The organism is Stenotrophomonas terrae (assembly GCF_039674165.1).
Lineage (GTDB): Bacteria > Pseudomonadota > Gammaproteobacteria > Xanthomonadales > Xanthomonadaceae > Stenotrophomonas > Stenotrophomonas terrae_A.
Window position 1 is genome coordinate 24,676 of the sequence record NZ_JBDJMY010000039.1, and the last position, 16,396, is coordinate 41,071.

The 16,396-nt window shown below is 65.0% G+C and carries 17 protein-coding genes; 11 read left to right on the plus strand and 6 right to left on the minus strand.

Annotated features, from left to right (window positions below; translation table 11 throughout):
- The first annotated feature begins 63 nt into the window (after positions 1-63).
- From ABE493_RS14980 to ABE493_RS14990, 3 genes are all read left to right on the plus strand, one after another.
- Positions 64-1,743 (plus strand): electron transfer flavoprotein-ubiquinone oxidoreductase, encoded by a 1,680-nt coding sequence (locus tag ABE493_RS14980; protein ID WP_346499698.1) that lies wholly within the window; start codon positions 64-66, stop codon positions 1,741-1,743.
- Between the two features lie 28 nt (positions 1,744-1,771).
- Positions 1,772-2,656 carry a methylisocitrate lyase gene (gene prpB / locus ABE493_RS14985; protein WP_057629153.1) on the plus strand — a complete coding sequence of 295 codons (885 nt, stop codon included), beginning with the start codon at positions 1,772-1,774 and terminating at the stop codon, positions 2,654-2,656.
- A gap of 713 nt (positions 2,657-3,369) precedes the next feature.
- A complete protein-coding gene (locus ABE493_RS14990) occupies positions 3,370-3,765 on the plus strand; it encodes a c-type cytochrome (RefSeq protein ID WP_346499699.1) in 396 nt (131 codons plus the stop codon).
- A gap of 8 nt (positions 3,766-3,773) precedes the next feature.
- Here ABE493_RS14990 and ABE493_RS14995 read toward each other — a convergent pair whose 3' ends face one another.
- Positions 3,774-4,550 (minus strand): glucose 1-dehydrogenase, encoded by a 777-nt coding sequence (locus tag ABE493_RS14995; RefSeq protein ID WP_346499700.1) that lies wholly within the window; start codon positions 4,548-4,550, stop codon positions 3,774-3,776.
- Between the two features lie 126 nt (positions 4,551-4,676).
- Positions 4,677-6,599, minus strand: a complete 1,923-nt coding sequence (locus ABE493_RS15000; RefSeq protein WP_346499701.1) for an alpha/beta hydrolase family protein — start codon at positions 6,597-6,599, stop codon at positions 4,677-4,679.
- A gap of 159 nt (positions 6,600-6,758) precedes the next feature.
- Between ABE493_RS15000 and ABE493_RS15005 the strand changes: the two genes are divergently transcribed.
- From ABE493_RS15005 to ABE493_RS15035, 7 genes are all read left to right on the plus strand, one after another.
- A complete protein-coding gene (locus ABE493_RS15005; RefSeq protein WP_346499702.1) occupies positions 6,759-7,481 on the plus strand; it encodes a hypothetical protein in 723 nt (240 codons plus the stop codon).
- An 18-nt stretch (positions 7,482-7,499) separates the two neighbouring features.
- Positions 7,500-7,955 (plus strand): c-type cytochrome, encoded by a 456-nt coding sequence (locus ABE493_RS15010; protein ID WP_346499703.1) that lies wholly within the window; start codon positions 7,500-7,502, stop codon positions 7,953-7,955.
- A gap of 70 nt (positions 7,956-8,025) precedes the next feature.
- Entirely contained in the window at positions 8,026-8,517 is a 492-nt protein-coding gene (locus ABE493_RS15015) for a VOC family protein (RefSeq protein WP_346499704.1), read from the plus strand.
- The gene (locus ABE493_RS15020; RefSeq protein WP_346499705.1) at positions 8,514-9,233 is read left to right on the plus strand and encodes a hypothetical protein; all 720 of its coding nucleotides are present in this window, start codon (positions 8,514-8,516) and stop codon (positions 9,231-9,233) included. The genes ABE493_RS15015 and ABE493_RS15020 overlap by 4 nt, the downstream gene beginning before the upstream one ends.
- A gap of 1 nt (position 9,234) precedes the next feature.
- A complete protein-coding gene (locus ABE493_RS15025) occupies positions 9,235-9,897 on the plus strand; it encodes a hypothetical protein (RefSeq protein WP_346499706.1) in 663 nt (220 codons plus the stop codon).
- Positions 9,894-11,477 (plus strand): FAD-binding oxidoreductase, encoded by a 1,584-nt coding sequence (locus ABE493_RS15030; protein ID WP_346499707.1) that lies wholly within the window; start codon positions 9,894-9,896, stop codon positions 11,475-11,477. Before ABE493_RS15025 ends, ABE493_RS15030 begins: the two co-directional genes overlap by 4 nt.
- Positions 11,478-11,531: 54 nt before the next feature.
- Entirely contained in the window at positions 11,532-11,849 is a 318-nt protein-coding gene (locus tag ABE493_RS15035; protein ID WP_346499708.1) for a hypothetical protein, read from the plus strand.
- Positions 11,850-11,858: 9 nt separating this feature from the next.
- On the opposite strand, the gene ABE493_RS15040 is transcribed toward ABE493_RS15035, so the two are convergent.
- The 4 genes from ABE493_RS15040 to ABE493_RS15055 are packed head-to-tail and all read right to left on the minus strand — an operon-like array spanning position 11,859 to position 15,429.
- On the minus strand, positions 11,859-13,277 hold the full coding sequence (locus tag ABE493_RS15040) for an aldehyde dehydrogenase family protein (RefSeq protein WP_346499709.1): 1,419 nt from the start codon (positions 13,275-13,277) through the stop codon (positions 11,859-11,861).
- Positions 13,270-14,313, minus strand: coding sequence for a nitrilase-related carbon-nitrogen hydrolase (locus ABE493_RS15045; protein ID WP_346499710.1), 1,044 nt, complete (start codon positions 14,311-14,313; stop codon positions 13,270-13,272). Before ABE493_RS15045 ends, ABE493_RS15040 begins: the two co-directional genes overlap by 8 nt.
- Entirely contained in the window at positions 14,310-14,642 is a 333-nt protein-coding gene (locus tag ABE493_RS15050; RefSeq protein ID WP_346499711.1) for a DUF1330 domain-containing protein, read from the minus strand. Before ABE493_RS15050 ends, ABE493_RS15045 begins: the two co-directional genes overlap by 4 nt.
- A 7-nt stretch (positions 14,643-14,649) precedes the next feature.
- The gene (locus ABE493_RS15055) at positions 14,650-15,429 is read right to left on the minus strand and encodes an enoyl-CoA hydratase/isomerase family protein (RefSeq protein WP_346499712.1); all 780 of its coding nucleotides are present in this window, start codon (positions 15,427-15,429) and stop codon (positions 14,650-14,652) included.
- Between the two features lie 56 nt (positions 15,430-15,485).
- Between ABE493_RS15055 and ABE493_RS15060 the strand changes: the two genes are divergently transcribed.
- Positions 15,486-16,274 carry a GntR family transcriptional regulator gene (locus ABE493_RS15060; RefSeq protein ID WP_346499713.1) on the plus strand — a complete coding sequence of 263 codons (789 nt, stop codon included), beginning with the start codon at positions 15,486-15,488 and terminating at the stop codon, positions 16,272-16,274.
- The last annotated feature ends 122 nt before the right edge of the window (positions 16,275-16,396 follow it).

Genomic DNA, 16,396 nt, shown 5'->3' on the forward strand with positions numbered 1-16,396 from the left:
GGCGGCGGTTCCAGGCAACCGTCGTCGCCACAAACGCGCCGGCCTTTACCCAAGAGCCCTTGCATGAACACTGAAGCCAACACCGCCCTGCCGCCGCGCGAAGCGATGGAATTTGACGTCGTCATCGTCGGCGCCGGCCCTGCCGGCCTGGCCACCGCCATCCGCCTGCGCCAGCTGGCCGTGGAGAAGGGCCAGGAGCTGTCGGTGTGCGTATTGGAAAAAGGCTCCGAGCCGGGCGCGCACATCCTGTCCGGCGCGATCATGGACCCGCGCGCGCTCAATGAGCTGTTCCCGGATTGGAAGGAACGCGGTGCGCCGCTGAAGCAGGCCGTCACCCGCGACGAGTTCCTGTTCCTGGACGAAACCAAGGCCAAGGCCACCCCGCACGCGCTGCTGCCGGAGTGCTTCCACAACGACGGCAACTACATCGTCAGCCTGGGCGAAGTGAGCCGTTGGCTGGCGCAGCAGGCCGAGGCGATGGAAGTGTCGATCTTCCCGGGCTTTGCCGCCGCCGAAGTGCTGTACGACGAGAACGGCGCGGTGATGGGCGTGGCCACCGGCGACATGGGCATCCACAAGGACGGCACGCCGGGCCCGAACTACGAGCGCGGCATGGAACTGCATGCCAAGTACACGATCTTCGCCGAAGGCTCGCGTGGCCACCTCGGCCGCCAGCTGATCAGCAAGTTCAAGCTCGACGCCGGCAAGGACCCGCAGTCCTACGGCATCGGCATCAAGGAGCTGTGGCAGATCGACCCGGCCAAGCACGAGCCGGGCCTGGTGGTGCACGCCGCTGGCTGGCCGCTGGACAACGACACCTACGGCGGCGCCTTCCTGTACCACGCCGACGGCGGCAAGGTGTCGATCGGCTATGTGGTCGGCCTGGACTACAAGAACCCGTGGCTGAGCCCGTTCGAGGAGTTCCAGCGCTTCAAGACCCACCCGGCCATCCGCAAGCACCTGGAAGGCGGCAAGCGCATTGCTTATGGCGCACGTGCGATCACCGCCGGCGGCATCCTGTCGCTGCCCAAGACGGTGTTCCCCGGCGGCGCGCTGGTCGGCTGCGAAGCCGGCTACCTCAACGTCAGCCGCATCAAGGGCAGCCACGCCGCGATCAAGACCGGCATGCTGGCCGCCGAGGCCGCGTTCGATGCGCTGGCCGCCGGCCGCTCGCGCGATGAGCTGAGCGCCTATCCGGAAGCCTTCGAGAACAGCTGGCTCAAGACCGAGCTGCTGCAGTCCAAGAACTTCAAGCAGTGGTTCAAGAAGGGCCGCACCCTGGCCACGTTGATGACCGGCATCGAGCAGTGGCTGCTGCCCAAGCTGGGCATCCGCAATGCACCGTGGACCATCCACCGGACCAAGGCCGACCACGAGTGCCTGGAGCCGGCTGCCAGCCAGCCCAAGATCGTCTATCCCAAGCCGGACAACGTGCTGACGTTCGATCGCTTGAGCTCGGTGTTCCTGTCCTCGACCAACCACGAGGAAGACCAGCCCAGCCATCTGACGCTGAAGGACGCCAGCATTCCGGTGAAGGTCAACCTGGCCACCTATGCCGGCCCGGAAGCGCGTTACTGCCCGGCCGGCGTATACGAATTCGTCGGTGAAGGCAGCGACACCCGCCTGCAGATCAACGCGCAGAACTGCGTGCACTGCAAGACCTGCGACATCAAGGACCCGACCCAGAACATCGTGTGGGTAACCCCACAGGGCGGCGGCGGTCCGAACTACCCGGCGATGTAAGCATCGCCAACCAACCACAGGAGTTTCGATGAGCATTGTCAGTCCAGGTGCCCGCTTCCGCGCGGCGCTGAAGGAAGAGAGCCCGCTGCAGATCCCGGGCGCCATCAACGCCAACCACGCGTTGCTGGCCAAGCGGGCGGGTTTCCGTGCGGTCTACCTGTCCGGTGGCGGCGTCGCCGCCGGCTCGCTGGGCCTGCCGGACCTGGGCATCAACACCATGGACGACGTGCTCACCGACATCCGCCGCATCACCGACGTCTGCGACCTGCCGCTGCTGTCGGACATCGACACCGGTTTCGGCCCGAGCGCGTTCAACATCGCGCGCACGGTGAAGTCGCTGATCAAGGCCGGTGCGGCGGCCTGCCATATCGAAGACCAGGTTGGCGCCAAGCGTTGCGGCCATCGCCCGAACAAGGAAATCGTGTCGCTGGGCGAGATGGTGGACCGGGTAAAGGCCGCGGCCGATGCCAAGACCGACCCGGATTTCTTCCTGATCGCACGTACCGACGCCATCCAGATGGAAGGTGTGGATGCGGCGATCGAGCGCTCGCTGGCCTGCGTGGAAGCCGGCGCTGACGGCATCTTCGCCGAAGCTTCGTATGACCTTGAAACCTACAAGCGTTTTGTCGACGCGGTGAAGGTGCCGGTGCTGGCCAACCTGACCGAGTTCGGGCAGACGCCATTGTTCTCCACCGAGGAGCTGGGTTCGGTGGGCGTGGCGATGTGCATCTACCCGCTGTCAGCGTTCCGCGCGATGAACAAGGCGGCGGAGAACGTGTACACCGCGATCCGGCGAGATGGCCACCAGCGCAATGTGGTGGAGACCATGCAGACCCGTGAGGAGCTGTATGAGCGGATCGGCTATCACACGTTTGAGCAGAGTCTGGATAAGACGCTTGCTGCGAAGAAGTGAGGGTGTTGGGCTGGGTGCGTTGAGGCTTTAAAGCTTTAAAGCTTGAAAGTCCTGAAGGACAGAGGCTTAAAAGCTGCCCTCACCCCTACCCCTCTCCCGTAAACGGGAGAGGGGATTACTTCGGCTCGGATTTGCATGGGCTGGCATTACTGACTTCGGCGTACTCCGCTAGCTTTTCCCGGAGCCGAAGACCCACACCTTCATCAAAGTATTGAAGCATTCCGGCCCCTGAACGCGACAAGCTCAACCCGCAACAGGTGAGAGGCTTTTGCTTCTGGCTTTTGCTTCTGGCTTTTGCTTCTGGCTTTTGCTTCTGGCTTTTGCTTCTGGCTTTTGCTTCTGGCTTTTGCTTCTGGCTTTTATCGGCAGACCCGAAAATGCATGAAGCCTCCCTTCTCCCGCTTGCGGGAGAAGGTGCCCGAAGGGCGGATGAGGGGGCTTCTGCTTCCGGCTTCTGCTTCCGGCTTCTGCTTCCGGCTTCTGCTTCCGGCTTCTGCTTCCGGCTTCTGCTTCCGGCTTCTGCTTCTGGCTTCTGCTTCTGGCTTTTTTCGACAGACCCGAAAATGCATGAAGTCTCCCTTCTCCCGCTTGCGGGAGAAGGTGCCCGAAGGGCGGATGAGGGGGCTTCTGCTTCTGCCTTTGCTTTCCCCTCCCAACACCCGCCATCATTGCCAGCGCCGTACAACCACGGCCGCCAACGCAATGAGTCAGCAATGTCCCGTCCGCTCTTGATCGCCCTTGTCTGCCTGGCACTCACCGCCTGCGGCCAGCGCGACGCCTTCAACCACAGCGCCAGCGCCGACCCGCACCAGCGCGAACTGCAACGCGCCTTCGCCATCTGCGCCGGCTGCCACGACACCCGCGCCGAGCTCGGCCATCGCGTCGGCCCCAATCTGCACGGCGTGATCGGCCGCAAGGCCGGCACCGCGCCGGGCTACAACTACTCTGCAGCGATGAAAGCCAGCGGCATCGTCTGGGATGCGCAGACATTGGATGCCTTCATCAAATCACCGGCCAAGCAGGTGCCCGGCAGCAAGATGGTCAATGCCACCGCCGACCCGGCACGCCGCCAGGCGGTGATCGAATACCTGTCCTCGCTACCCGACTAAGCCGGGCATCAATCCAGCGTCTGCACGCCACCGCCATTGACGAACAAAGTCTGGCCGCTGACCCAGTTGGATATCGGCGCGGCAAAGTACAGCACCGCACCGGCGATGTCGTCCGCTTCACCCAGGCGTTTGATCGGCGTATGCGACAGCATCCGCTGCTCGATTTCCGGCGTGAGCACGGTCGCCAGCGCATCGGTACGCACCGCACCCGGCCCTACCGCATTGACCCGGATGCCGGCCGGGCCATAGTCATGCGCCAGGTTCGCGGTCATGTGGTTGATCGCCGCCTTGGACGCGGCATACGCGCTGATTGCTGGGCTTTTGTTGATCGAACTCATCGACGACATGTTGATGATCGAACCGTAGCCACCCTTCTCCATGTGCGGCGCGCACAGCTGCGACAAGCGCCAGGCGCTGAACACATTGATCTGGAAGGGCCGCTCGAACTGCTCCAGGTTGATCTTGTACGGACTCTCACGGCCGGCACCACCGCCACCGGCATTGTTCACCAGGATGTGGATGCCACCCAGTTCATTGGCGGTGCGCTCGACCGTGCGCACCAGGTCTTCATCCTTGAGCACATTGCATTCCAGCGCCAGCGCCTTGCCGCCGGCGGCGACGATCTCCGCCGCCACTTTCTCGGCCGCCGCCAGCTTCAGGTCGGCGATGGCCACGGCCGCACCATAGGCGGCCAACATCAGTGAACTTGCGCGGCCTATGCCATTGCCGCCACCGGTGACGATGGCGACTTTTCCACTCAGGTCGAAATGCGCTTGCGGGATCATGGCTGTGTGCTCCGTTCCTGGCGATTCATTCGTCCCGCCACGATACACACAAGCCCGTACAGCAAGGTTAGCGCCCTGTGTTTTTGGTGCCGCGGACGCTGCCTTCAGGCGGCGCCGACGGTCACGTCACTCGCCGATGTTCCTGGCAAGAAAACCTTCCAACGCACGATAGAACGCTGCACTGTTGTCGTCGTTGTAGAACCCATGGCCTTCGCCGGCAACGGCCATCCACTGCGGCGGCCGGCCGGCGGCGACCAGTGCGGCACGCATCGCATTGGCCTGGGCGATCGGCGTACGCTCGTCGCGTTCGCCATGGGCAAGGAATACCGGTATCTGGATGCTCGCGGCCAAGGCCGCAGGCGAGTTGGCGACAAGCTCTGCATCACTGTTGCCGATTGCCCGCCGCAGGTAATTGCGGCCGTAGGCGTAGTCGGCGATATCACCCTTGTTGTACATCATCTTCAGATCGTAAACGCCAGCCAAGCCTACCGCGCAACGGAACCGCGTTGGCTGCCGCGCGGCCAGCATCATTGCCGAGTACGCGCCAAAGCTGGCGCCATAACTGCAGACACGGTTCGTATCCGCCAGGCCAAGTGCCACCGCTTGATCCAGCCCATCAATGATGTCCTGCTGGATGCGCGTTCCCCACTGCAGGTAACCGGAACGCTCAAAGGCATCGCCACGGCCGCCGCTGCCACGGTAGTTGACCTGCACCACCAGGTAGCCGCGATTGGCCAGGAATTGTGCATCGGTATCGTAGAACCAACCGTCGCGCACCCCATGCGGGCCGCCATGCGGCAATACCACGGTTGGCAAGGCGCGGCCTTCGCTGTTGCGTGGCACCGTCAGTATCGCTTCCAGCTCCATGCCGTCGCTGGCCTTGAAGCGCAGCGGGCGCCGCTCAGCCATCAACGCCGCATCTATTCCCTCATTGGCGATCAGCACCTTTTCCAGCTTGTTGCTGGAGCGGCGGAAGATCGACCAACTGCCGGGGTCGCGGTCACTGCCCAGGTGCACCAGCAGGGTCTGCCCGTCGCGGCTGCTGTCGACGAAACTCACTTGCTGTTCCGGCAGCAATCCGGCCAATGCCTGGTGCAGCTGCGCATCAGGCCGGCCAGGATCAAAGTAGCTCAGCACAGGGCGCCCAGCCAGCGGTGCGGCGGCGAACGGAATCGCCGGTGCATGCGTCCATTGCAGGCGGCCGACACTGCTGAACGCATCGCTGGCCAGCACGTCCGGATCTGCACCGGTCAGATCAGTGGAGACAAGCTGGGCCGGCCCATCATTACGCGCAAGCTGCCCGTACACACGCTGGTTGTCGGCCGAGAACGCCAGCGGCGTCCACTTGTACGGCAACTTCATCGGCTGCCATTGGCGGCCGTCCACCGACGCATACAGCAGGTAGTTGTCCTGCTTGTCCGCGCCCCAGGCATAGCGCGCCACGCCGGCACGGTCGATGACGAACTCCAGGTCGGGCACGTTGATGCTGGCGATCAGCTTGAAGGTGGGCCGCTGTGTATCCACCAGGTACAGCATCGATGAGGTGGGATTGCGCTGCAGTTGGCGCATATAGAAGCGGCCATCGTTGCTGTCGGCAATGCCGTCGATAAAGCCGAAACCACGATCCAGGCCGGCAGCGGCGTTCTGCTGTTCATAGCCGTAGATATAACGCTGGTTCTGTCCGTCGAAATCGCTGGCGAGGATCTCGCCCAACGGTATTGGCTTTTCCAGCGAACCCAGTTTGCGGCCCTTGGCCACCACCAGGCGTTTATCGCTCACCCAGCCAAGCTGGAACGGACTCTGGTACCGCGGCAGCCGCAGCACCGCGGTGCGCTGCATGTCGCTCAGCCGCAGTATCTGCACCGCATGGTTGCCCTCACCGAAATCGGTCGCCACCGCCAGGTATTCGCCGCCGGGCGACAGCGTTGGCATCGTGAACGGGCTGGCCTTGGCGAAGGCCTCCACCGGCACCTGCTGTGCGGCTGCCGGCCAGGCCAGACTTGCCAACATCAGCACGGAACAGAACAGCCACTTCCCCGCATTCCCCATGACGCGCTCCCCAACGGTCAGAATTCTGAATCGGAGCCTATGTCATTTCCCGGCCGGCTAGAAGATCCAAACAGTTGCGTCTCCGCTCGCCGACAACTGAGCCCAATGCGCGTCATGTGACCTTGCAGCTTTTCTTCCCGCGCCCATTCTGATATTTGTTTGTCCGGACAAATTGAAGGCACCCGCCATGCGGGCGAAGGACGGGACGTGGCTGCACTGCAGTATCCAATCCTGGTGTTCATGCACCTGCTGCTGTTCGTGCTGTGGCTGGGCGCCGATGTCGGCGTGTTCCTGCTCGGCCAGCACTTCCGTCGTCGCCACGCCTATTCGCTCGAGCAGCGCATCGCACTGCTGAAGCTGCTGGTGGAAGTGGACATGGTGCCGCGCAGTGCATGGGCACTGATGGTGCCAGTCAGCCTGAGCGTGGTGCATGTTGGCGGCTACTGGACGCTGCCGGGCTGGGCGCTGCTGCTGGCCTGGCTGATCGGTGGCTTCTGGTTGTGGCTGGTGTGGGATGCGCATCGCCACGACCAGACCCCGCGTGCGGCACGCGCGCGCCGCATCGAATCGGTACTGCGCTGGCTGCTGGCGCTGTTCTACCTGTGGCTGGGCCTGGCCTCGCTGCTGCAGGGCGCGCCGCTGGCGCCCACCTGGTTGGCCAGCAAGGCGCTGATGTTCGGCGTGATATTCGCTGCCGCCATCATGATCGACGTCAGCTTCAAGCCGGTCGGCGCGCAGCTCGGCGCCCTGCTCAAGCAAGGCAGCAGCGATGCCACCGAACTGCCGCTGCTGCGCACCATGAACCGCACCCGGATCTGGGTGTGGCTGGTCTACCTGATGTTGCTGGCCACCGCCTTCCTCGGCGTGGTCAAGCCTTTCTGACCCCCAACAGGATTTGTCATGCGCTCTTTGTTGATAGTCGTCGCCGCCCTGCTTGCGGTGGGTTGCAGCAAGCCGGCCGAACCGCCCTCGATGGCTGCCACGCCGCCCACCGCTGCAGGCGACGCGGTTGTGTCGGCCGCGCCCGCCGTTGTTGCGGTAGAAGCCACGCCAGCGGCCCCGGCAATCAGCGGTGAACAGGCCTTCGCCATGTGTGCGGCCTGCCACAGCCGCGATGCCGGTGCGCATCAGGGCATGGGGCCCAACCTGCACAACCTGATCGGTCGCAAGGCCGGCAGCAACCCCGGTTTCGACTATTCGCCGGCGTTGAAGGCCAGCGACATCACCTGGGATGCCAAGCAACTTGACGCCTATCTGAGCGCGCCAACGAAGCGGGTACCCGGCACCCGCATGGCCATCGCGGTGCCGGACCCGGCACGTCGACAGGCACTGATCGAGTACCTCTCGGCCCCCTGATTCTCTCTCCGTGGCAGTGCGGCTGCGGACACCGCTGCCGTTGCTGCCCTGCGCAGCAACGAGGAGTGGCATGAAACTTCAGTTCGAACGCTTCACCGTGTTCTGCCGTGATCTGGATGCATCGCTCGGGTTCTATCGCGATGCACTGGGCCTGGTGGTTGTCGAGGAAAAGACCCTGGAAGGCGCGATGGCAGGCGGCCTGCTGCAACTGCCCGCCTGCCGCATGCGCATCGCCCTGCTGGCGGCCGACGCGGATGCACCGGTCATCGTCGGTCTGTTCGAAATCAGCCAGACACCGCTTGCGGCGCTCAGCCCGCCACTGGGCAAACCAGCGCATGGGCAGAGCGCGCTGGTGCTGTCCACCGATCACTTCGACGCCCTGCACGCCGCGCTCAGCGCCGCCGGCCATCGCTTCCTGACGCCGCCGCTGGCCTACCCCAAGCGCGTGGCCAGCGCGCGGTCGCCGGCCGGCCTGTACCGCGAAATGATCGTCTACGACCCGGACAACGTGCCGGTGAGCATCCTGCAGATCGACCCGCTTCCCGAGGAGACCATGGCATGACCGGCATCGCCCGTTCCATCAGCGGCACCATCCAGTACACCAGCAACCAGAGCCACCGCCAGGGCGCCGAACGCGGCCGCGAGAACTTCCAGCTTGATGTGCACCGCGATGGTTCGCGGGTGCTGGCCGCACATTGCGAGATCGACGATGCACCGCCGGTGGTACGCGACGTCAACCTGCGCGTGGATGCGGACAACCTGCCGCGTGAGTGCTTCGTGCGCATTGCCGTCGGCGGCCAGTTCCGTGGCTCGGGCTGGTTCACCTTCGGCCCGACCGAGGCGCAGTGCGAATCCAACACCACGGTCGAAGGCCGGGTTTCGCAGCGCTTTCCATTGCAGTCACCGCTTCTGGCCTTCGGCAACCACGCCATCATCAACGATGCCTATGCGATGTCCTTGTATGACCTGTCGCAGGGGCCGGGCAAGCAGAGCTTCTTCATGCTGCTGTCCTCGCCAGATCATCGTGGCGCCACCGGGCCGATGATCTTCCCGGTGCAGCTGGCCATCGAGTACGTGGGCGAAGAGGAGATCGAGGTGATCGCCGGCCGCTTCAAGGCCCGCCACTTCCGCATCCTCGATGTCGGCATGCCGGAAGAACACCCCGACTACGATCTGTGGGTGACCGCCGACGAGCACTACATCGTGCTGCGCGCCACCGTCACCGGTTACATGCAGACCGCTTACGAACTGAGCAATTACACCGTGGTGGAGCACTGAGGTGCTGCTGCAGATCCTGCTGGTGGCGCATATCACCGTGCTCGGCTATTGGCTGGGCTCGGAGCTGGTGATCAACAGCACTTACCGCTATGTCTCCTACGGCAGCAACATCCCCTTCGCCGAGCGCAACCGGCTGATGGAGCACGTGATGCACGTGGACCAGCACGTGCGCTATGCGCTGGTGCTGCAGGCAGGCTTGGGCTTCGCGCTGGCCGCGCTGTATGGCCTGATCCCCGGCGCTGAAACCACCGCCAGCATCGCCGGCGTTCTTTGCGTGCTGTGGCTGGCGTTTGTCGAAGCGGTACATCGGCTGCGCCATAGCCGCATCGGTGCCACCCTTGGCGCGATTGACCGCGGCTCGCGCTACGTCTTCATGGCGCTGATGGTGGCGCTGGCCACCGGCCTGCTCGGCGGCAGCTGGGAGATGCCACTGTGGCTGCGCCTGAAGCTGGCGCTGTACGCCGGCGTGATGGCATCGGGCGTCGGCATCCGTCTTGCGCTGATCAGTCATTTCCGGACCTGGAAAGTGATGGCACAGGAAGGCCCGACCGATGCCACCAACGCCATCATTCGCCGCACTTACGTGAAGGCAACTTCGGTGCTGGGCGTGCTGTGGCTGTTCATCGCCGCCATCGTCGTTGTCAGCGTGTTCAAGCCGACATGAGCGTGGATGACAACGCCACGCTGCTGGCTGATCTGCGCGCCATGCTGGGTGAGGACGCCGTGTTGTGCGATGCCGCCACCCTGCAGCTGATGGCCGGTGATCTGTACAGCAGCGGGCCGCTGCCATTGGCGGTGATCCGCCCCTGTGACAGCGCGTCGCTGGCGCAGGCGGTCGCGCGGATCACCGCTGCCGGCCTGTCGGTTGTCCCGCGTGGCGGCGGCCTGAGTTATACCGGCGGCTATCTATGCGAAGACAGCGGTAGCGTGCTGGTCGATCTGTCGGCATTGAATCGCATCGAGCACATCAGCGCAGAAGACATGTATGTGGTGGCACAGGCAGGCGTGAGCTGGAAGCAGCTGTATGACGCACTCACTCCGCTGGGCTTGCGTCTGCCCTACTTCGGTACGTTTTCCGGTGCGGCTGCCAGCGTCGGCGGTGGTCTCAGCCATGGCGCGCTGTTCTTCGGCAGCGCGCGTTACGGTTCCGCCGCCGACAACGTGCTCGGCGTTGAAGTAGTTACCGCCGATGGCACGCTGCTGCGCACCGGGCAATGGGCGTTGAAGGCGGATGCGGAGCCGGTATTCCGCAATTTCGGCCCCGACACGACCGGCTTGTTCATGCACGACGGTGGCGCCTTCGGCATCAAGACCCGCGCTGCATTCCGTTTGATTCCGCTGCCCGCACACAGTGGCTACGCCTCATTTGCTTTCGCTGATTTCGAGGCTGCTGCGCGGGCATTGTCAGCGGTTGCCCGCGCCGGCCTGGCCGAGGAGGCCTATGTGCTCGATGCCGGTGCGGTGGCGGCCAATGCCGAGCGTGACCGCAGCCTGCGCGCTGCATTGCGGGCGCTGCGGCAGGTGCTCGGCAGCGCATCGGGCCTGCGCGGCAAGTGCAGGGCGCTGGCCGGCATGGCGAAGGCCGGGCGCCAGCTGGTTCCCGACAATGCCTTCAGCCTGCACCTGGTGGCGGCGGGCAACTGTGCAGCCGCAGTCGCACATGATCTGGCCTGCGCGCAGGCGCTGGCGCACCAGCACGGCGGCATCGACATCGCTGCGACCGTGCCGCGCATTGCCCGCGCCGATCCCTTCCCCGGCCTCGATGCGGTGCTGGGTGCCAACGGCAGCCGCTGGGCCGCATTGAATGTGAAGGTGGCGCATTCACGCGCACCGGCCTTGATCCACGCACATCAGCAACTGATAGCAGCACACAGCGCGGCCATCGAACGATGCGGTGTGCGGGTGACCTATCTCTGCTCGGCGCTGTGCAACTACAGCTTCAGTTTCGAAGCGGTGTTTCATTGGCAGGACAGCTGGCAGCCATTGCATGCTGCCGCACTGCCACCGGCACGCTTGCAGATGCTCACAGCGGGGCCGGACAACCCGGACGCGCGCGCCCTGGTCGCGCAGTTGCGGCAGCAGACCTGCGCCTTGTTCGCGCAGATGGGCGGTGCATCCAACCAGATTGGCCGCACCTACCCCTTCCTGTCCGAACTGGAGGCGCCGCCTGCGCGCCTGTTGCATGACATCAAGCATTTGCTGGATCCACAGCGGCGCATGAATCCGGGCGTATTGGGGCTCTGAACGCAAGTTGTGGCAGGATCAAGGCCTGACGCATCCATTCGGGGAATCGTCCACATGCCATTTGCTCCACCGGGATTGTCCCGGCCGCTGTTCGCCGTCGCCCTTTACCTGGCCTCGCCGCTGGCCATGGCCATGACCCAGTGCCCGCAGGAATTCGGCGAAAAATCCACCGCGTTCTGGCTGCTGGGCTGGGCGATATTCGCGCTGTTCGTGATCGGCGGCGTGGTCTTGATGCTGTTGATCTTCCGCGCCACCCGCCATGCGCAGCGACGCCCACGCTGGTTGCTGCGCATCGCCAGCATCCCGGCGATGCTGGCGCTGTGGATGCTGGGCTTCGGTATCTTCCTCAGCCAGTTCGTGCTGGTGTGCTGAGGCAGCGCGTCACGCTGCCGGGAACCACCATGGCGATGCGCTGCCGGTATTGATCAGCAAGGCACGCGCACGCACGAAGCGCCGGATCGAGGCGGTGCCCATGCGCGAGCCCCCCATGCCGGACAACTTGAAGCTCTGCTTTTCAGCGGTCTGCACCATGCCGGTCAAACATGCGTCGTTGATCGAGATGCCACCGGCCTGCAGCTGACGCGCAACGCGTTGCGCGCGCTCCGGGCTCTGCGTGAACACCGCTGCGGACAGGCCGAACTCGGTGTTGTTGGCGCGGGCAATGGCCTCGGCCTCGTCGGCCACCACCATCACCGGCAATACGCTGGCAAAGCTTTCATCGGCGACCACGGCCATCTCGTCGGTCACATCGACGAGCACGGTCGGCGGGCACCAGATGCCGCCATGGTCGATCAGCTCGCCACCGGTCAGCGCACGCGCGCCCTTGGCCTTGGCATCGGCCAACTGGCCGCGCACCAGCTCCACCTGCGATGCGGCAATCACCGGGCCGATCTGGCCCTGCTTCGGGTCTGGCCACGCCAGTTCCAGCGCGGCGGTTTCTTTCACCAATGCAGCGATGAAGGCATCGGCCACCGGCGCTTCGACGTAGACGCGCTCGATCGACATGCAGCTCTGGCCGCCGTTGACGAAGCTGCCCCACGCCAGTGCGCGCGCGGCATGGTCGATATTGGCATCGGACAACACCAGCGCCGGGTCCTTGCCGCCCAGTTCCAGCGAGGCCGGAATGAAACGGCGCGCGCAGGCTTCACCCACCTTACGGCCGGTGGCGACCGAACCGGTGAAGCAGATCTGGTCGCTGGCCTCGATCACCGCCTGGCCGGTGGCACCGGCGCCGGTGACCAGCTTGAATACCTCGCCCAGCCCCGCTTCTTCCAGCGCATCGCGCAGCAAGGGCACGAAGCGCGAGGTGACTTCGCTGGGCTTGGCCAAGATGCTGCAACCAGCAGCCAGTGCCGGCACCGCATCGATCAGTGTCAGCATCAGTGGGAAGTTCCATGGGCTGATCACGCCGACCACGGCGTAAGGCACCCAGGTCTGCTGGCTCTGGATGAAGGGGATGGCTTCCTGTTGCGCGGGCTTTTCCAGCAGACAGGCGGCAGCCTGCTGCGCCCAGCGGCGGATCGCACCCACCGTGCCGTCCACTTCAATCTGCGATTCATGCCAGCGGCCGGTATCAGCCAGCAAGGCATCAAGAAAACCGTCGCGGCGCGCCACCAAGGCATCGGCCAGGGCATTCAAATGCGCGCAGCGCTCCTCGATGCTGCGTTCGGCCCAGCCCAGCTGCGCCTGGCGCAGGCGAGCACCCAGCGCGGCGACGTCGGCGGCTGCGGTGATCGGCAGTTCGCCGTCAGATTGGCCGGTGCGCGGGTTGCGCAGTGGCAGCGTTGTGGCTTCAGTCATTGCCCAGAACTCCAGCGCTCAGCAGTGCATCAAGGGTGGCTTTCTGGCGGGCGGCGAAATCCGCCCGCTGCGGAATCTTCAGCGTGTCGCCGTCGAGCAGCGCATTGGGTTTCAACGCGGTGCTGCCGAGGCCGGCAGTGATCGCGGCCTGCGGCAGACGCGACAGGAAATTGCCCATGCCCGGGCGCAGGCGGCGACGGCGCAGCCCGGCGATATCCAGGTCGGCATAGGCCGCCATCGATTCACCGGTGCCGGCGGCCGACAATACGCGGCCCTGGTCGTCGACGATCTTGCTCATGCCATCGGCGCTGCCCAGGGGAATGTCCACGCCACTGATACCCGCCGTATTGGCCGAGACCACATAGGCCATGTTCTCCAGCGCGCGGGCGCGCTTGGCGATGTCCTTCGGGGTCAGTTCCGGGCTGCCGACTTCGCTGGTGGAATGCAGGAACACCTCGGCACCACGCAGGCCCATCGCGCGCGCGATTTCCGGGTAGAGGATTTCTTCGGAGGCGATGCACGACAAGCGCCCGATCGGCGTGCGTGCCACCGGGAACACGCCATCCACGCCATAGACATCCAGGTACTTGTCCCAGACATCGTGCGGGCTCGGCGCGTACAGGGAGATCAGCCGGCGGTAGCGCAGGATCTGGTTGCCGCTGTCGTCCAGGATCACCGAGGACTGGAAGTACAGCCCGGGGAAGTTGGGGTCACGCTCGTAGGCGTTGGAGCACAGGTAAACGCCGTTGTCCTGGGCGATGCGGCCCAGTTGTTCGTACTCGGCGCCGTCCATCGCGAAGCAGCCCTTGGCCGCCCAACCCGGAATGGTGTCGCCCAGCGGATAGCTGGTGGCGAAGTATTCCGGCAGCACCACCAACTTCAGGTCGGCGCCGATGAAGGCCTTGGAGGCGCGGATCTGGCGGCCGACACGTTCGATATTGTCGGCCACGGCGGCAGCCGCGTCTTCCGGCGTGGTGCAGCTGTTGATGGCGCGACAGGTGGTCTGCAGCGCCAACGCACGATAAGCATCGATCATGGAACCTTACCTTCGGTTGCGGTGTCGGGGAGGAGCTGGATCTGCACGCCGTCGGCCAGCAGCACGCGGAACGTGCCGGTACCGGCGCGCAGCGGTTTGATCGCGGCATATTCGGGGCTGTGCCAGAACGCCAGCGCGGCGGCGCGGTCCGGCCAGTGCGAGATCACGGTGCGGGCCGGGGCGTGTTCGCCTTCCAGACTCTGCTGCGCGCCGCCCATCACCAGGTACTGGCCGCCGTAGCGGGCAGCGACGTCCGGGGTTGCGCAGGCGTAGGCGGCAAAGCCCTGCGGGTCGGTGATATGCGCTTCGATGATCAGATAGGCGGACATGGCGGGCTCAGCTGAAGCGCGGGGCGCGTTTTTGCAGGAAGGCGGCAGCGCCTTCGACAAAGTCACTGCTGCTGAAGGCATCGGTGAAGCCCGCATCGGCCTGTGCCAGGGAGATGCTGGCGTCGCCACCCAGGTGGCCGAGCACGGTCTTGATCGCGCGCCGGGCCTGGCCGGAGGTGGCCAGCAACTGCTGTACCTGTGCCTGTTGCAGTACGTCGATGCCCTCCTCGCCCGCCAGCTGGTTGATCAGCCCCCACTCCAGCGCGGTGGCGGCGTCGAGCAGGCGGCCGGTGAGCAGCATTTCGCGGGCGCGGGCCATGCCAACCGTGTTGACCAGCCGGCGACTGTCATCGGCGCTGTAAACTAAGCCGAGCTTGGCTGGGGTGATAGCGAAGCGGCTGCGGCTGCTCGCCAGCCGCAGGTCGCAGGCCAGGGCCAGGCCAAGGCCGCCGCCCACGCAGGCACCGTCGATGACGGCCAGCGTGGTCTGCGGCAGGCGTTGCAGTTTGAGCTGGGTGCGTTGCACCTGGGCGTTGTTGGCGGCAAAGGCGGCCGGAGCGGTGAGCAGCTGACCGAGTTCGTCGATATCGGCGCCGGCACTGAACGCCCCCGGCACGCCCGACACCACCACGATCTGGGCGTCACTGGCGGCAATGGCATCCAGTGCGGTTTCGATCGCGGCCCAGTGGCGGGTGGCCAGGGCGTTGCGCTTGTCGGGTCGTTGGATGTCGATGCGGGCGAGCGCGCCGTCACGGCTCCAGCAAATCACGGCTTCTTCAGTGACCATGGCCTATCCTATTTGTTCTATCGTTATAGCATTAAGCCAAAGGAGGGTGAAGCGAGATGTCCCAAGACACACTGGCCACACTATTGAGTGCCAACGCGCACAAGCTGCTGCGTAACGACTTGCCGACGCCGCTTTACCACCAGATGTTCAGCCTGCTGCGCGACCGCATCCTCAATGGCGAGATCCCGCGCGGCGCACGTATTCCTACCGAATTCGACCTGGCCGACGGCTTTGGCGTGTCGCGCATCACCGCCAAGCGGGCGCTGGACGAGCTGGCCGCTGAGGGCCTGGTGGAGCGCCGTCGCGGCAAGGGCACCCACGTCATCCACCGCTCGCGCCCCAAGCCCATGCACAGCCCGCTGACCGGGCTGCTGGAGAGCCTGGAAGTGCTGGCCGAGCACACCAAGGTGCAGCTGCTGCAGTTCCGCCGTGCGGTACCACCGGAGCCGATCCGGGCCTTGTTCGATACCGGCCCGCGCGATGTGCTGGTGCACGCCATCCGCCTGCGCCTGCGCGGCGACACCCCGTTCGGCTACTACAACAGCTGGACCAATACCGATCACCCGGACTTCAACGAAGCCAAGCTGGCCAACAGCTCACGGCTGAAGCTGTTCCAGGCCGCCGGCATCCAGATCAAGCAGGTGGAGCAGGTTTTGTCGGCGGTCAACGCCGATGCGATTGCCGCCCTGCACCTGAAGGTGGAGCCAGGCACCGCCCTGCTGGCGCTGGAGCGCCGCTCCTATGACGGCGACGGCAACATGGTCGACCTGCTGAGCGTGCAATACCGGCCGGATCAGTTCACCTACCAGATGACGCTGGATGTGGATGCCGGCGGCCACGACTGAAGGCAGGCAGGCCATGTAGTGCCGAGCCATGCTCGGCATGGGGCGATACCCATGTAGTGGGGGGGGGGGGGGGGGGGGGGGGCGAGAAGGCGCGCCGACCGACAGGCACCGGGGGAGCTGAG

What these genes read in the sequence shown, in the direction of transcription:
- ABE493_RS14995 (WP_346499700.1), bottom strand. Translation starts at nt 4,550, where the DNA reads ATGATCCCGCAAGCGCATTTCGACCTGAGTGGAAAAGTCGCCATCGTC.
- ABE493_RS15045 (WP_346499710.1), bottom strand. Translation starts at nt 14,313, where the DNA reads ATGATCGATGCTTATCGTGCGTTGGCGCTGCAGACCACCTGTCGCGCC.
- ABE493_RS15050 (WP_346499711.1), bottom strand. Translation starts at nt 14,642, where the DNA reads ATGTCCGCCTATCTGATCATCGAAGCGCATATCACCGACCCGCAGGGC.
- ABE493_RS15020 (WP_346499705.1), top strand. Translation starts at nt 8,514, where the DNA reads ATGACCGGCATCGCCCGTTCCATCAGCGGCACCATCCAGTACACCAGC.
- prpB (WP_057629153.1), top strand. Translation starts at nt 1,772, where the DNA reads ATGAGCATTGTCAGTCCAGGTGCCCGCTTCCGCGCGGCGCTGAAGGAA.
- ABE493_RS15055 (WP_346499712.1), bottom strand. Translation starts at nt 15,429, where the DNA reads ATGGTCACTGAAGAAGCCGTGATTTGCTGGAGCCGTGACGGCGCGCTC.
- ABE493_RS15000 (WP_346499701.1), bottom strand. Translation starts at nt 6,599, where the DNA reads ATGGGGAATGCGGGGAAGTGGCTGTTCTGTTCCGTGCTGATGTTGGCA.
- ABE493_RS15040 (WP_346499709.1), bottom strand. Translation starts at nt 13,277, where the DNA reads ATGACTGAAGCCACAACGCTGCCACTGCGCAACCCGCGCACCGGCCAA.
- ABE493_RS15035 (WP_346499708.1), top strand. Translation starts at nt 11,532, where the DNA reads ATGCCATTTGCTCCACCGGGATTGTCCCGGCCGCTGTTCGCCGTCGCC.
- ABE493_RS15060 (WP_346499713.1), top strand. Translation starts at nt 15,486, where the DNA reads ATGTCCCAAGACACACTGGCCACACTATTGAGTGCCAACGCGCACAAG.
- ABE493_RS14980 (WP_346499698.1), top strand. Translation starts at nt 64, where the DNA reads ATGAACACTGAAGCCAACACCGCCCTGCCGCCGCGCGAAGCGATGGAA.
- ABE493_RS14990 (WP_346499699.1), top strand. Translation starts at nt 3,370, where the DNA reads ATGTCCCGTCCGCTCTTGATCGCCCTTGTCTGCCTGGCACTCACCGCC.
- ABE493_RS15015 (WP_346499704.1), top strand. Translation starts at nt 8,026, where the DNA reads ATGAAACTTCAGTTCGAACGCTTCACCGTGTTCTGCCGTGATCTGGAT.
- ABE493_RS15030 (WP_346499707.1), top strand. Translation starts at nt 9,894, where the DNA reads ATGAGCGTGGATGACAACGCCACGCTGCTGGCTGATCTGCGCGCCATG.
- ABE493_RS15010 (WP_346499703.1), top strand. Translation starts at nt 7,500, where the DNA reads ATGCGCTCTTTGTTGATAGTCGTCGCCGCCCTGCTTGCGGTGGGTTGC.